This window comes from uncultured Roseovarius sp. (assembly GCF_947489715.1).
In the GTDB taxonomy this organism is placed as follows: domain Bacteria; phylum Pseudomonadota; class Alphaproteobacteria; order Rhodobacterales; family Rhodobacteraceae; genus Roseovarius.
In genome coordinates this window covers 179,159-193,512 of the sequence record NZ_CANLER010000003.1, presented here as the reverse complement: position 1 = coordinate 193,512, position 14,354 = coordinate 179,159, and the positions used below count along the sequence as shown (strand labels likewise).

Genomic DNA, 14,354 nt, shown 5'->3' with positions numbered 1-14,354 from the left:
ATCATAGGAATATATCTCAATATCAAGGAAATTTGTTCAATAATTGAGAAAATTTCAACCCTGTCCCGGGATAGTCTTTTGAATACACCGCGAACACAAAGGATATGACCGATGATCAGCCGCGTATTTTTGGAACATCCCCGTAGCGTCGATGAAACCTATCTTGAGCATATGGCGTTTGCCGGGAAATTCGGCCTCAGGCTGTTTGCCGCCGGGATTTGCGCATTGGTCCACGCGGTGATCCCTTGTGCGTTCGAGAAGACTGCCAGCCGGATGATCGCCGAGATGTATGCCAAAACCCATAATCGGGGCCAGTAGATGTGTCGCTGGGCTGCCTGGGTCGGCGCACCTGTTTTTCTGGAAGAGATTGTCAGCCGCCCGAACCATTCGCTGATCGTGCAGAGCCAGCAGGCGGATGAATGCAAGACGGCAACAAATGCTGATGGTTTTGGCGTGGCCTGGTACGACCAAAAGCCCGAACCGGGGTTGTATCGCGATGTCTATCCTGCCTGGTCGGATCCCAACCTGGCGGCGGTCGCAGCGCAGGTGAAATCGCGGCTGTTCCTGGCGCATGTGCGCGCCTCCACCGGGTCTGCCATCAGCCGCAATAATTGCCATCCTTTCGCGGTTGGTCGCTGGAGCTTCATGCATAACGGCCAGGTCGGCGGGTTTGAGACGATCCGCAAACAGGTCGATATGGCGGTGCCGGATCACCTTTATTCGCACCGCAAAGGAGCCACGGACAGCGAAGCGATTTTTCTGATGGCATTGGGGCTGGGGCTGGATGAACGGCCAGTTGAGGCGATGGAAGAGGCCGTTTTACAAATGCAACGCCTTTCCGAGGCGCGGGGCACCACACCGCATATGCGCCTGTCGGTGGCTTATAGCGATGGCACTCATCTTTATGCGGTGCGCTATGCGTCGGATAGCCGGGCGCCGACACTTTATTATCGGCATTGCGAGCGTCTGGGCGGATATATGGTGGTGTCCGAGCCGTTGATTTCCGACGTTCAAGGCTGGGTAGCGGTGCCGCAGGGGGCCATTTGCCAGTTCGCGGCGGATGGTGTTGAGCAGCGGGCGTTCTTACAAGAAACCACTCACGGACGCGCAGCCTAAGTACCGGATGGCGCAGATTTTCTGCGCCATCCGGGTTCTCGACCAGCTTGCTTGATTATTCCGCATTGTCCCGGTGCCGGTCGCCCTGGAATGCTGCTGGTTCATCTGTCCCTTGGCGCTGTTAGCGCGTTTCGCTTAGGGGCATCACTTCTGGAAAACCAACGAAAAAGCCGGGCCACGTATTTTCACGGCCCGGCTAAATCTATGATGGCGGTTCGAAGCTAACCGCCATGAAAAGGCGTTACGCGTTAGCCAATGATGCCGTTCAGAGTGGCGCTTGGTCGCATGACGGCGGACAGCTTGTCCGGATCGGCGGTGTAGTAGCCACCAGTGTCCGCAGCCGCGCCTTGTGGTGCCGCAAGTTCAGCGGTAATCGCGGCCTCGTTTTCTGCCAGCGCCGCTGCGATTGGCGTGAATTCCTGCGCCAGTTCCGCGTCGTCGGTCTGTGCGGCCAGTGCTTCGGCCCAGTAGCGGGCGAACCAGTAGTGGCTGTCGCGGTTGTCCGGCTCTCCGACCTTGCGGCTGGGGGAGCGACCGTTATCGAGGATGCCCTGGGTGGCGGCCTCGACCGCTTCGCCCAGCACCTGCGCACGGGCGTTGCCGCGCACGTCAGCAAGGAATTTGAAACTTTCGCCAAGGGCGCAGAATTCACCCAAGCTGTCCCATCGCAGATGGTTTTCAGCGTGAAGCTGCTGGACGTGTTTGGGGGCCGAACCGCCCGCGCCGGTTTCAAAGAGGCCGCCGCCCTTCATCAGCTTCACGATCGATAGCATCTTGGCCGACGTTGCCAGTTCCAGGATCGGGAAAAGGTCGGTCAGGTAGTCGCGCAGGACATTGCCGGTAATCGCGATGGTGTTTTCGCCTTTGGTGATGGTTTCGAGCGAGGCACGGGTCGCTGCGCGCGGGGCCATGATTTCGAACTTGTCGCTGACGCCTTTGGCCTCGAGCAGGGGAACCACGTAGTCGATCAGCTGTGCGTCGTGGGCGCGCGAGCCGTCCAGCCAGAAGATCGCCCGATACCCGGTCGCCTTCTGCCGTTCGATCGCAAGGTTGATCCAGTCTTCGATCGGGGCCTTGCGGGCCGAGGCCGAGCGCCAGATGTCGCCCTTTTCGACTGTGTGTTCATGCAGCACGCTGCCATCGTCCAGGATCATCCTGACGGTGCCGTCCTCGGGGATCTCGAACGTGGTCGGGTGCGAGCCATATTCCTCGGCCTTCTGCGCCATCAGGCCCAGGTTCTGCACGGTTCCCGCGGTGGCGGGATCAAGCTTGCCATTGGCTTTGAAGAACTTGATCGCCTCGTCATAGACCGGAGCGTAGGAATTATCGGGGATGACGCAGACAGTGTCCGCTTCGTTGCCATCCGGGCCCCAGCCCTTGCCGCCCGCGCGAATGAGCGCTGGCATCGAGGCGTCTATGATCACATCGGAGGGTATATGCAGGTTGGTGATGCCCTTGTCGGAGTTCACCATGTACATCGGCGGGCGTTCTTTGGTGACATCGTCGATGGCGGCCATGATTTCGGGCGCGTCTTTCACCCGCTCCAGCAGGTCACCCAGGCCAGAGTTGGGGTTCACGCCCAGTTCGGCCATCTGGTCACCGAATTTTTCGAAGACCGGGGCGAGCCATGCCTTGACCGCGTGGCCAAAGATGATCGGGTCCGAGACCTTCATCATCGTGGCCTTCATGTGCAATGAAAAGAGCACGCCCTCGGCTTTGGTCTTTTCGATCTCTTCGGTCAGAAAACTGCCGAGCGCCCGGGCCGACATGAAGGTAGCATCAACCACGGTGCCAGCGGGATAGCTGATGCCATCCTTCAGCACGGTTTCACCATTTGCCGTTTCAAGCACGATCTTCGCGGTCGCTTCCTTGTCGAGGATTGCCGAGGCTTCGTTGGTGTAGAAATCATTGCCCGACATGGCGGCGACGCGGGTCTTGCTGTCGGCGGACCAGTCCCCCATGCGGTGTGGATTGGCCTGGGCGAATGCCTTGACGGCCTTGGCAGCGCGGCGATCCGAGTTGCCTTCGCGCAGGACCGGGTTCACCGCCGAGCCCTTGATCGTGTCATAGCGCGCGCGCACCTGCTTTTCCGCGTCGGTGGCGGGGGATTCGGGATAGTCCGGTATCGCATAGCCCTTGCCCTGCAATTCCTGGATCGCGGCAACCAGTTGCGGCACCGAGGCCGAGATGTTGGGCAGCTTGATCACGTTCGCCTCGGGCGTTTTCACCAGTTCGCCCAGTTCGGCAAGGTCATCGGGAATGCGCTGTTCTTCGGTGAGGTTCTCGGGGAAAGTCGCGAGGATGCGGCCGGCCAGCGAAATGTCCTTGGTGCCGACCGAAACGCCTGCGGCGGCGGCGAAGCGCTGGATGATTGGCAGCAGGGACGCGCTTGCGAGTTCCGGCGCTTCGTCAACCTTGGTGTAGATAATGTCGGGACTGGAAGTTGTGGCCATGAGTGAACCCTTTCGATCCGATTTAAGCTGTGCGTGTCTTAGCGTAGTTTGCTGTCTCGCGAAAGTCGGTATGCAATAGTATACATATAATGTCTAGCCTTCCTCGGCAAGTTTTTCGCGGGCAGCCAGCCGCAGCATGAGTATCCGCCCAAGACACATGCAGCCCAGCACACCCAGGATCAGCGGCAGGGGTGTTCCGTCGAAGCTTAGCCCAATGGGTACTGCCAGCAGGACCGAACCGACGGTCGATAGGCCAGAGATCACGCTGGCGGCCATGCCCGCGATATGGCCCAGCGGTTCCATCGCTAGGGAGGTGAGGTTGCCCAGGGTCAGCGACACCATCGAGAAAACGCTGGCCTGCCAGGCGATGTAGACAGCAAAGCCCATACCGGAGGACAGATTGGTCTGGAACAGGACAAGCGCGAGCAGGCAGAGGAGGATTTGCGCAGAAAGGGCCGTGCTGATCAACTGTCGCATGCCAAAGTGCATCACCAGCGCGGCATTCATCAGGCTGGCGCCCCCGGCAATCAGGGCGATCATCGCGAACCAGTAGGGGAATTGCGCGGCGCGATCATAGCTGTCGCCCATGATCTGCTGGATCGAGCTGAGAGAGGCAAAAAGTGCCGCGAAGCAGAGGGTCTGCACCGTGATCGACATAAGCACCACCCGGTCAGACAGAACCTCTTTCACCGCCTGCCGGAGAGAGGCTGGATGAAACGGGCAGCGGTCTTCAAGGCGCAGGGGTTCCCTCAGGCGGAGTGACATCCAGAGGCTGTAAATTGCCGCGAAAATCAGGAAACTGGCAAAAACGCCGCGCCATCCGGCAATGGCGATGATGCCGCTGCCGATCAGCGGCGCGATGGCGGGCACAAGCGTGAACACCATCGTCACAAAGGACATCAGCCGTGCCATTTCGCGCCCGGCATAGAGATCCCGGATGATGGCCATCGACACGATCCGCGCTGCCGACACGCCAAGGCCCTGCAAGATGCGGGCCAGTACCAGAAGTTCCAATGACGGGGCCAGCAGCGCCAGAAGGGTTGCCAGCGCATAGATTGCGGCGCCCGCCAGAATAACCGGTTTGCGCCCGAACGCATCTGAAAACGGCCCGACAAAGAAGGTGCCAATCCCCATGCCAAAGACGAAGGAGGTGACAACCAGTTGTGCGCGGTTGATCGCGTCGGGCGAAAGTTCCGCCCCGATCTGAGGCAAAGCAGGTAGCATTGCATCAATCGAGTAGGCGACAACCCCGCCCAGCATGGCCATCAGGGCCACGAACTCGACCCGACCCATTTGGTGCGATTGTTTCAACGCGTGGATCTTTCATCCGCGTTGGCGGTGTTCGCCGGGCTTTCATGTTGTGATTTCGTGGTCATGTGCCCCATCAGTTTTTCGGTATGCTGCTCGCGTTTGCGCACGGCGAAAGAGGCGAATTGCTGGATGGTAAGGGCAAAGACGCCCAGGCCGGTGAAGATAAAGATCGTTGTCCCGAACTTGCCCAATGCGGTGACTGGCACAAGGTTGCCATAGCCCACTGTCGAGAGCGTCACGACGGTGAAGAAATAGGCATCAAGCCAGTCCCAACCCTCGACATAGTGAAAGAAGATGGTGCCGGAGAGGATGATCAGCGGCAGGGTGGTGATAAGTGTGAATATTCTGAGCAAGGTCATTCCTGTCCCTTTCCGGTCTGTCATTCGGGCATCTGTTCGACACTTGTTGCGCAGCGTGATCCAGCGCAGCGGTAGTTGATCACGTTAAGGGCCGACAAGCTGTTTGGCATTGCCACGGGTGCGGCCCGGCTGGCGGTGATCCTAGCTGGTACCATCTGCCGGGGCGGTCAGTTCGTCGATCACTTTGAGCCATAGCTCTGCGGGTTGGCAACCGGGCACGGCTTGTTGGCCACCGACGATGAAAGTGGGCACGCCGGTGATGCCCATCTCGCGGAACTGCGTGTCTCGGGCGCGGATGTCTTCCAGATCGGCGGTGGTTTCCAGCAGGCGTTGGATCATGGCGCCATCCATGTCGAGGCTATCTGCCACATCCGCCAGCACCTCAGCGTCGCCAATATCGCGACCCTCATCGAAATAGGCGGCGAAAAGCGCCATTGCCATCGCATCCTGCCGCTCTTCGATCCCGGCCCAATGCAACAGGCGGTGAGCGTTGATCGTATTAGGGGTGCGCTTGATCGCGGCAAAGTCGATCTTGAGGCCTGCCTGTTCGGCGCGTTCCAGCACCGGGGCATAAGCCTTGATCGCGCCGTCCTTGCCACCGAACTTGCCTTCAAGATACGCGTGGCGGTCCATGCCTTCGGCGGGCATGTCCGGGTTCAGTTGAAACGGGTGCCACTCGATCACGAAGGGATGGTCGGGGCGTTGCGCCAGCGCCTGATCCAGCAGGGTTTTGCCGATATAGCACCACGGGCAGATCGGATCGGAGATTATATCAAGCTTAATCATTGCAGGCTTTCATAAATCGGGCGCAATTTGCGCCGCAGGAGTTTGCCATTTGCCCCGGTCGGCAGGGTGTCGACGTGGAAGAACCCACGGGGGCATTTATAAGGCGCGAGGCTTTGGGCTGTGTGCGCTTGAAGCGTCTCGATCGGAAGGGGTTCAGGGCCGGTATAGAAGGCCATGATCAGGCGGGCATCCTCTTTCACCACGATATCGGTGACGGCGGCCTGGGTGATGCCAGGATGGGAGTTGAGCGCGGCCTCGACCTCGAGCGGGGAGACGCGGTAGCCGCCTGCGTTCATCATGTCATCGGCGCGGCCCAGATAGGTGATTTGGCCATCGGCATCCATGCTGCCCTGATCACCGGTCACGAACCAGTCGCCCTGAAAGTGCGCGGCGGTGTCTTCGGCGGCGTGCATGTAGCCCAGCATCAGGCCGGGGTCGGAACGGTGGATGGCAATCGTACCTTCCTGTCCCAGCGGCACCGGGCCGTTTTCGTCGATGATCGCCACATGGCGGCCCTGCTGCGGACGGCCCAGTGTGCCCGGCGCGGCGGGATGGGTCGGGTTGCCGGAGATGAAGGTCGAACATTCGGACATGCCGTAGGCTTCGTAGACCTTCGTGCCCGTGGCCGCGTTCCAGTTGGCGCGCACCCGGTCCGACATCTTCTCGCCTGCGGAAAGCGCGTGGCGGAGTTTCGGCAGGCTGAGCGGTGTATCATCGCGCAGGAATTTGCGGAACACGCCAGGGGCTGCGGCAAAGATCGTCGCATCGTGGCGTTTCATCAACAGCGGCAGTTGGTCGGGTGCGATGCCGGGCTGCGGGATCAGGGCAGTGGCACCCTTGGTCCAGGGGTCCATCAGCCCGGTACCCAGCGTGTAGGTCCAGTTGAAGGCGCCAGCGTGCAGAAGTCGGTCATCCTCGCGCAGGCCATACCAGCCGTCGAACATCATCTGCCGCGCCCAGATCGCACGATGGGCATGGGCCACGGCGCGCGGCACGCCCGAGGTACCCGAAGTGTAGATGATATAGGCCAGCCGGTCGGGATCGCCCATGTGATAGGCGGCAGGTGGTAAATCGCGCATCGCCTCAAGCGTGCGCTGGTCGATGGTTGCTGTTTCGGTTTCCGGACACGCGATGCCTTCGCCCAGCAGGATCGCGGCGGGGGCCAGCGTGTCGATAATGTTCGCAACTTCGGGTTCGGTCAGTTGCGACGAGGTCGGCACCGGCACCAGCCCGACAGCCATGCAGGCCAGGTAGGCGATGGGGAATTCAACCGTGTTGCCCAGCCGCATCAGCACGATGTCACCGGGTTTCAAGCCTGTCTCCAGCAGCCCGGACGCGGTGCCCAGCACGGCCGCCTTCAACCGGCCAAAGTTCCAGCGTTCAGCACCCGACAGCCCCAGAACCGCGAGCGCAACCTTATCAGGCTGCGTATCCGCACGGCCCAGCACATGTGCAGCCATGTTGAAACTTTGGGGGCAGGGCGGTGGCGGGCCTTGATCGAAAAGCGAGGTCATTTTGATGGCTTAGGCCCCCATGCCGCTGGTTGCAAGTGTTGCGAGCGATGCGGTAAACTGGACCCATGACCCAATCGCATGGCAACCTGATCCGCATCGCCCGTGAAAACGGCAAATCGGCCGAGACCGAGCCCCTGAACCTGGGCGAAAGGGTGCGCGAGTTGCGCAAGGCACGCAAATGGACGCTGGAGCAGGCGGCGACGCAGGCGGGTCTGGCCCGCTCGACCCTCAGCAAGATCGAAAACGGGCAGATGTCGCCCACCTATGATGCGCTGAAAAAGCTGGCGGTTGGGTTGGAAATTTCGGTTCCTCAGCTTTTCACCCCACCGCAGCGGGACAAGATCAATGGCCGGATGTCGGTGACGAAAGCCGGGACAGGCGCGCATCAGGCAACAACCACCTATGAGCATGAATTGCTGGGTGAGATGCTGACCAAGAAGCAGATGCTGCCGTACCGCGCCCGCATCCGCGCCCGCAGTATCGAAGAATTCGATGGCTGGGTGCGCCATGATGGCGAGGAGTTTCTGTATGTGCTGACTGGCGTGATCCGGCTATATACCGAGTTCTATGAGCCGATCGAGATGCGCCGGGGCGACAGCGCTTATTACGATGCCACGATGGGGCATAACGTGACTTCGACCAGCGAAGAGGATGCCACGATCCTGTGGGTGACGTCGCTGGTCTGAAGGGTTTCCGCGTCAGAAATCGACCGCGATCCCCTTTTTCTCCCAATCACCATAACGCACGGGTTCAGGGCCTTTGCGGCCACCCAGCTCTTTCGGCAGATCCAGCGCCTCGGCTTGCTTGCGGCGCTCTTCGGCCTCCGCCAGCGCACGGATGGCTTCGGGGGGCAGGTCGTGGGCGTTATCGCTCATCGTCGGGGTTCCTTTGGTCTTGTGCCCCTGATATATGCCGCGCGCAGCCCGCCGCCAAGGAAAATGCCCATGAACGCCCCGCACTTCACCGCCCGCCGATCAGCGGTTTACCTGCTGGATCAGATATTGGGCGAAGGGAGGCTGATGTCGGACCTGATCGCCAGTGGTAAGCTGGATCGTCTGGAACCCGCCGACCGGGCCCGCGCGCAAAGGCTGGCAAATGATACGTTGCGGGGACTTGACCGGGCTGATCGGCTGCTGAACCGTCAATTGCGCAAGGCGCCAGCGCTGCATGTACATAATATCCTGCGCCTGGGCACGGTCGAGCTGTGTATGGGCGGCGATGCGCATGGGGTGGTTCACGAGCTTGTTGGCCTGCTGGGTAATGACCGCCGCCATGCCAAGCTGAAGGGTCTGGTCAACGCCGTGCTGCGCAAGATGGCGGGAGATGCGGGCAAGCCCTGGAACGATCTGCGCCTGCCGCGACTGCCCACCTGGCTGCGCGAGCCGCTGGTGGCCGCTTGGGGCGCGAACCCGGTGAATATGATGGAAAAGGTGCATTTTGCAGGGGCGCCGCTGGATATCACGATCAAGGTTGAGCCGGAGGGCTGGGCTGAGAAGCTCGGCGGTGCGCTTTTGTCCACAGGTACGATCCGGTTGATGGATGCCGGTCAGGTGTCGGCCCTGCCGGGGTTCGAGACGGGTGATTGGTGGGTGCAGGATGCGGCTGCGGCCCTGCCAATACAGGTTTTGCGTCCGCAGCCGGGTGAGAAAATCCTCGACCTTTGCGCCGCGCCAGGAGGGAAAACCCTGCAACTGGCCGCTGCTGGGGCCAACGTAACCGCGCTTGACCTGTCCGAAAGACGGATGCAACGGGTGACTGAAAACCTCAAACGGACCGGGCTGGAGGCCACCTGCGTGGTCGGTGACGCGCTGGAACACCAAGGGTTTTACGATGCGGTACTGCTGGATGCGCCTTGTTCTGCCACAGGCACGATCCGACGTCATCCGGACCTTGCCTATGCCAAGGATGGGTCGGATTTCGGTGAACTAATCGCGCTTCAGGCACGGATGATCGACCATGCTTTGACCCTGCTCAAGCCCGGCGGCAGGCTGGTCTATTGCACATGCTCGCTGCTGCCCGACGAGGGCGAATGCCAGGTCGATGAGGCGCTGGCCCGCCATGATGGGCTGCACACAGACGCGGATGCGCTGAACCTGCCCGGTGTCGATCCTGCATGGATTACCGAAGAGGGCGGGCTACGGCTACGCCCGGATTACTGGGCCGAACAAGGTGGGATGGACGGATTTTACATCGCCTGCCTGCGCCGGTAAGTGCCGAACATTCAACCGCAGCATTCTTTGCGTGACCTGTGAAAGAACCACGTTATACTGCCCGAAATGGCGCCGGAAAGAGCGCTCAGAGGCAAGGCAATGTTCAACTCGGAAAATATGACGCTCCAATGGACGCGGATGATGGACCGCGTGCAAGCAAAGCGCGCGGTGCTTGCGCAACCGGCGACGGCGTTTGTTTCGCAACCTGAACCACGCACCATTGGCAGTTTCGCCCGGGGTCGGCAGCTGTCGGCGGGCAACTTCGTTTTTGCCGGTCATCTGGTGCAACAGCCTGACACAAGTATCTGGGACCTGCCCAGCCCGGACCCGGGCTTCACCGAGGAATTGCACGGCTTTGTCTGGCTGGATGATCTGGCGGCGGCCGGCGATGCCCCGGCGCGGCAACGGGCGCAGGACTGGTTGAGCGGATGGATCAAACGGTACGGTAAGGGCAGCGGCCCCGGCTGGACGCCAGAATTGACAGGGCGGCGTCTGATTCGGTGGATCAACCATGCGCTTTTCGTGATGTTGGGGCGTAACGATGCCGCGGTGACGGGGCCTTTCTACCGGTCATTGGCGCAGCAAACGATCTTTCTGGGCCGCAGGTGGCGGGCCTCGCGGCCCGGCCTTGCGCGGTTTGAGGCGCTGACCGGGCTGATTTATGCGGGTCTGTCCCTTGAGGGGATGGAGGCGCATGTCGAGCCTGCGATCAAGGCCTTGGCACAGGAATGCGATAGCCAGATCGGGCTTGAAGGGGGTTTGCCCACGCGCAACCCCGAGGACCTGCTGGAAGTTTTCACCCTGCTTAACTGGGCGGCTGTGGCGCTGACGGAATCCGGTCGGACGCCCAGCCGTGAACATTGGCAGGCGATCGAGCGGATTGCCCCAACCTTGCGGACTTTGCGCCATTCAGATGGCGGTTTGGCGCGGTTTCATGGCGGCGGTCGGGGTCTTGAAGGGCGATTGGACAACGCGTTGGCCTCTAGCGGGATCAAGACACGCCAGGCTGATGGATTGTCGATGGGTTATGCGCGGCTGAGTGCGGGGCGTACCAGCGTAATCATTGATGCGGCCCCACCGCCCACGGGCAAGGCTTCGGCCAACGGGCACGCGTCGACCTTGGCGTTCGAGCTCACCTCGGGACGGCGGCCCTTGATCGTGAATTGCGGTTCGGGTGCGAGTTTCGGTCGAGATTGGCGACGTGCAGGCCGGGCGACGCCATCGCATTCGACGTTGGTACTGGCCAGCCGGTCTAGCGCGCGACTGGGTACTGGCAGCCTGAGCAAGGAATGGCTGACGGACACCCCCAAGGACGTACCGGTGAAGATGAGCCAGGCACCGGACGGGTTGCGATTCGAAGGAGCGCATGATGGCTACGCGCAGACCCACGGGCTGACCCATGTGCGCAAGGTGGAAATGACCTTTGATGGCAGGGGCATCGCCGGAGAAGATATGCTGATCGCGCTTAACGAGGGGCAACAGCGCCAGTTCGACAAGGTGATGGAAGCGCGGGCCTTGCAGGGCATTCCCTACGAGGTTCGGTTCCATTTGCACCCGGATGTCGATACGGCGGTTGATCTGGGTGGGACGGCGGTATCAATGGCGTTGAAATCGGGAGAAATGTGGATTTTCCGCACGGATGGGCCGATGAATGTATCGCTCGACCCAAGTGTTTATCTGGAAAAAACACGCCTCAAGCCACGTGCGACCAAACAGATTGTTCTATCTTCTGTCGCAATGGAGTATGCGACCCGCACCAGATGGTCACTGTCCAAGGCGCAGGACACTCCGATCAGCATCCGTGATCTGAAACGCGAAGCGCTTGAACCGGTGGCCGAAGACTGATCAACAACGTCAAACGACCACGGGATAGCTGCCAAAATGACCGACCTCACCCCCCTGCGCCGCGCGCTTCTTTCTGTATCTGACAAGACCGGCCTGATTGAGCTGGGTAAGGCGCTGGCTGATCGCGGGGTCGAGTTGTTGTCGACCGGCGGCACCGCGAAGGCGCTGCGCGAGGCCGGGCTGGATGTACGCGACGTCGCGGAAGTGACAGGTTTCCCCGAGATGATGGATGGCCGCGTCAAGACCCTTCACCCGATGGTACATGGCGGGTTGCTTGCGTTGCGCGACAATGCCGACCATCAGGCAGCGATGGAGACACATGGCATCGGGGTGATTGACCTGCTTGTCGTGAACCTCTACCCGTTCGAGGAAACCGTCGCCAAGGGCGCCGATTATGATACCTGCATCGAGAATATCGACATTGGCGGCCCGGCGATGATCCGGGCGGCGGCCAAGAACCACGCCTTTGTGAATGTCGTGGTCGACGTTGCGGATTACGAGCCCTTGCTGGCCGAGCTTGATGCAAATGGCGGGCAGACCACGCTTGGGTTTCGCCAGCATCTGGCACAGACGGCCTATGCCCGGACTGGGGCCTATGACGCAGCCGTTTCATCCTGGATGGCCGAAGCGATCAATGTCGAAACCCCGCGCCGCCGCGCCGTGGCCGGGACACTGGCGCAGACCTTGCGATATGGCGAAAACCCGCACCAGAGCGCGGCCTTCTATACCGATGGCTCTAACCGGCCCGGCGTGGCCACCGCCATGCAGCTGCAGGGCAAGGAGTTGAGTTATAACAATATCAACGACACCGATGCGGCCTTTGAACTGGTCAGTGAGTTCGACCCGGCGCAGGGCCCGGCCTGTGCGATCATCAAACATGCCAACCCGTGCGGCGTGGCCCGGGCGGACACTCTGAAAGCGGCCTACACCAGCGCTTTTGATTGCGACCGCACGTCGGCCTTTGGCGGGATCATCGCGCTCAATCAGCCGCTGGACGGGGTCACCGCCGAAGAGATCAGCCAGATCTTCACCGAGGTGGTGATCGCGCCGGGCGCTGATGATGATGCGCGCAAGATCTTTGAGGCCAAGAAAAACCTGCGCCTGCTTACGACAGATGGCCTGGCCGACCCGCGCACGGCCGCGATGATGCTCAAGCAGGTGTCGGGCGGGTATCTGGTGCAGGACAAGGATAATGGTCATATTGACGCCTCGAACCTGAAGGTCGTGACCAAACGCGCACCGACGGATCAGGAGATGGCGGATATGCTGTTTGCCTGGAAGGTCGCGAAACACGTGAAATCCAACGCTATCGTTTATGTCAAGGACGGCGCCACCGTGGGTGTCGGCGCGGGGCAGATGAGCCGCGTTGACAGTTGCCGGATTGCGGCGCGCAAGGCGCAGGACATGGCCGAGACATTGGGGCTGCCCACGCCGCTGACCCGAGGCAGCGTCGTGGCTTCGGACGCGTTCTTTCCCTTTGCCGATGGTCTGCTGACTGCCGCAGAAGCCGGAGCCACCGCCGTAATCCATCCAGGCGGGTCGATGCGTGATGACGAGGTGATCGCTGCCGCCGATGAGGCAGGGCTGGCCGTGGTGCTGACCGGCATGCGTCATTTCCGGCATTAAGGGCAGTCCGTTCATGCGCACTATAATCGCGGTCGCTACGTTGACGTTCCTGCTGGACCAGATGAGCAAGTACCTTGTTGTCCACGCGATGAACCTGAAGGAACTGGGCCGGATCGACGTCTGGCCGCCGATCCTCAACTTTCGTATGGCGTGGAACTATGGCATCAATTTTGGCCTCTTTTCACAAGATAGCCCACTAACACGCTGGATTTTGATCATTGTCGCATTGGCCATCACCGTCGGGGTGCTCTGGTGGGTGTCGCGCATCGTGCCTAACCGCTGGCAGAAAATCTCGGCAGGGGTGCTGGTGGGGGGGGCTTTGGGCAATGTGATCGACCGGCTATTGTACGGTGCCGTCGCGGATTTCCTGAACATGTCCTGCTGCGGATTCGACAACCCATATGCCTTCAATGTGGCCGATATCGCGGTCTTTGCCGGCGCCTTTGGTCTGATCCTGTTCACCTCGGATAAAAAGCCCTCGTGACCTTGGCAAAGCTATGCGATAAACCAACCCGAGATGTTGCAGGAGAGTGGCGATGAGCTGGTCGCGCGTATTGATGGTGTTTCTGATGCTGGGCCTTGTTTCGGCCTGTGGCAACAAAGACAAGCCGCTGACACGGATCAAGAAGACCGGGGATGGGCCGGATGAGTTTACCATCATCCCGGGCAAGCCATTGCAGGCACCGGAAAGCTATGCCGCGCTGCCCACGCCGACGCCGGGTGGGTCCAACCTGACCGACCAGAACCCTCTGGCTGATAGTGCTGCGGCGCTTGGCGGCAATGCGGCGGCACTGGCCACCGCTGGTATTCCGGCGGCGGATGCTGGTCTGGTGCGCCACACCGGTCGCTACGGTGTCAAAGCTGGCATCCGAGAGACATTGCGCGCCGAGGACAAAGAGGTGCGTCGCCGTCACGGGCGGGTCAATATCTTCAATATCGGTCCGATTGACGACTACACCAATGCCTATAAACGCCAGTGGCTTAACGGCGATGCCGAGTTCCGGCGCCTGCGCCGGGCGGGCATCACGGTGCCGTCGGCTCCGCCCGAAGAGTAGACGGTTGACCTCACATATCTGTCAGGTTTGCTTGTCCGGACCTTGAACCGGGGCGGCGGACCCGTATCTTTTATCTCAC

Annotated in this window: 14 protein-coding genes; 8 read left to right on the top strand and 6 right to left on the bottom strand. The window is 60.8% G+C overall.

Going from position 1 to position 14,354, the window contains the following annotated elements:
• Positions 1-111: 111 nt before the first annotated feature.
• Together Q1B27_RS10520 and Q1B27_RS10515 are read left to right on the top strand one after the other, a co-directional pair.
• Entirely contained in the window at positions 112-318 is a 207-nt protein-coding gene (locus tag Q1B27_RS10520) for a DUF6356 family protein (RefSeq protein ID WP_299847234.1), read from the top strand.
• Positions 319-1,116, top strand: coding sequence for a class II glutamine amidotransferase (locus Q1B27_RS10515; protein ID WP_299847232.1), 798 nt, complete (start codon positions 319-321; stop codon positions 1,114-1,116). It begins immediately after the preceding gene.
• Between the two features lie 248 nt (positions 1,117-1,364).
• On the opposite strand, the gene Q1B27_RS10510 is transcribed toward Q1B27_RS10515, so the two are convergent.
• The 5 genes from Q1B27_RS10510 to Q1B27_RS10490 all read right to left on the bottom strand — a co-directional run bounded on the left by Q1B27_RS10510 (position 1,365) and on the right by Q1B27_RS10490 (position 7,539).
• The gene (locus Q1B27_RS10510) at positions 1,365-3,569 is read right to left on the bottom strand and encodes an NADP-dependent isocitrate dehydrogenase (protein ID WP_299847230.1); all 2,205 of its coding nucleotides are present in this window, start codon (positions 3,567-3,569) and stop codon (positions 1,365-1,367) included.
• Between the two features lie 93 nt (positions 3,570-3,662).
• Positions 3,663-4,880 carry an MFS transporter gene (locus Q1B27_RS10505; RefSeq protein ID WP_299847228.1) on the bottom strand — a complete coding sequence of 406 codons (1,218 nt, stop codon included), beginning with the start codon at positions 4,878-4,880 and terminating at the stop codon, positions 3,663-3,665.
• Positions 4,877-5,239, bottom strand: a complete 363-nt coding sequence (locus tag Q1B27_RS10500; RefSeq protein ID WP_299847226.1) for a potassium channel family protein — start codon at positions 5,237-5,239, stop codon at positions 4,877-4,879. Before Q1B27_RS10500 ends, Q1B27_RS10505 begins: the two co-directional genes overlap by 4 nt.
• Before the next feature lie 141 nt (positions 5,240-5,380).
• A complete protein-coding gene (locus Q1B27_RS10495) occupies positions 5,381-6,025 on the bottom strand; it encodes a DsbA family oxidoreductase (RefSeq protein ID WP_299847225.1) in 645 nt (214 codons plus the stop codon).
• The gene (locus tag Q1B27_RS10490) at positions 6,022-7,539 is read right to left on the bottom strand and encodes a class I adenylate-forming enzyme family protein (RefSeq protein ID WP_299847223.1); all 1,518 of its coding nucleotides are present in this window, start codon (positions 7,537-7,539) and stop codon (positions 6,022-6,024) included. The genes Q1B27_RS10495 and Q1B27_RS10490 overlap by 4 nt, the downstream gene beginning before the upstream one ends.
• A gap of 65 nt (positions 7,540-7,604) precedes the next feature.
• On the opposite strand from Q1B27_RS10490, the gene Q1B27_RS10485 reads away from it, so the two are divergent.
• Positions 7,605-8,225: an XRE family transcriptional regulator gene (locus Q1B27_RS10485; RefSeq protein WP_299847221.1), complete on the top strand. Its 621-nt coding sequence runs from the start codon at positions 7,605-7,607 to the stop codon at positions 8,223-8,225.
• 12 nt (positions 8,226-8,237) lie between these two features.
• Here the strand turns inward: Q1B27_RS10485 and Q1B27_RS10480 are convergent, their stop codons facing one another.
• Positions 8,238-8,414 (bottom strand): DUF1674 domain-containing protein, encoded by a 177-nt coding sequence (locus Q1B27_RS10480; protein WP_299847219.1) that lies wholly within the window; start codon positions 8,412-8,414, stop codon positions 8,238-8,240.
• 69 nt (positions 8,415-8,483) lie between these two features.
• On the opposite strand from Q1B27_RS10480, the gene Q1B27_RS10475 reads away from it, so the two are divergent.
• From Q1B27_RS10475 to Q1B27_RS10455, 5 genes are all read left to right on the top strand, one after another.
• The gene (locus Q1B27_RS10475; protein ID WP_299847217.1) at positions 8,484-9,749 is read left to right on the top strand and encodes an RsmB/NOP family class I SAM-dependent RNA methyltransferase; all 1,266 of its coding nucleotides are present in this window, start codon (positions 8,484-8,486) and stop codon (positions 9,747-9,749) included.
• A gap of 99 nt (positions 9,750-9,848) precedes the next feature.
• Positions 9,849-11,594, top strand: a complete 1,746-nt coding sequence (locus tag Q1B27_RS10470; RefSeq protein ID WP_299847215.1) for a heparinase II/III family protein — start codon at positions 9,849-9,851, stop codon at positions 11,592-11,594.
• Positions 11,595-11,630: 36 nt separating this feature from the next.
• Positions 11,631-13,220 carry a bifunctional phosphoribosylaminoimidazolecarboxamide formyltransferase/IMP cyclohydrolase gene (purH, locus tag Q1B27_RS10465; protein WP_299847213.1) on the top strand — a complete coding sequence of 530 codons (1,590 nt, stop codon included), beginning with the start codon at positions 11,631-11,633 and terminating at the stop codon, positions 13,218-13,220.
• Positions 13,221-13,233: 13 nt separating this feature from the next.
• Positions 13,234-13,704, top strand: coding sequence for a signal peptidase II (gene lspA / locus Q1B27_RS10460; RefSeq protein ID WP_299847211.1), 471 nt, complete (start codon positions 13,234-13,236; stop codon positions 13,702-13,704).
• Between the two features lie 52 nt (positions 13,705-13,756).
• Entirely contained in the window at positions 13,757-14,275 is a 519-nt protein-coding gene (locus Q1B27_RS10455) for a DUF3035 domain-containing protein (protein ID WP_299847209.1), read from the top strand.
• Positions 14,276-14,354 lie beyond the last annotated feature (79 nt).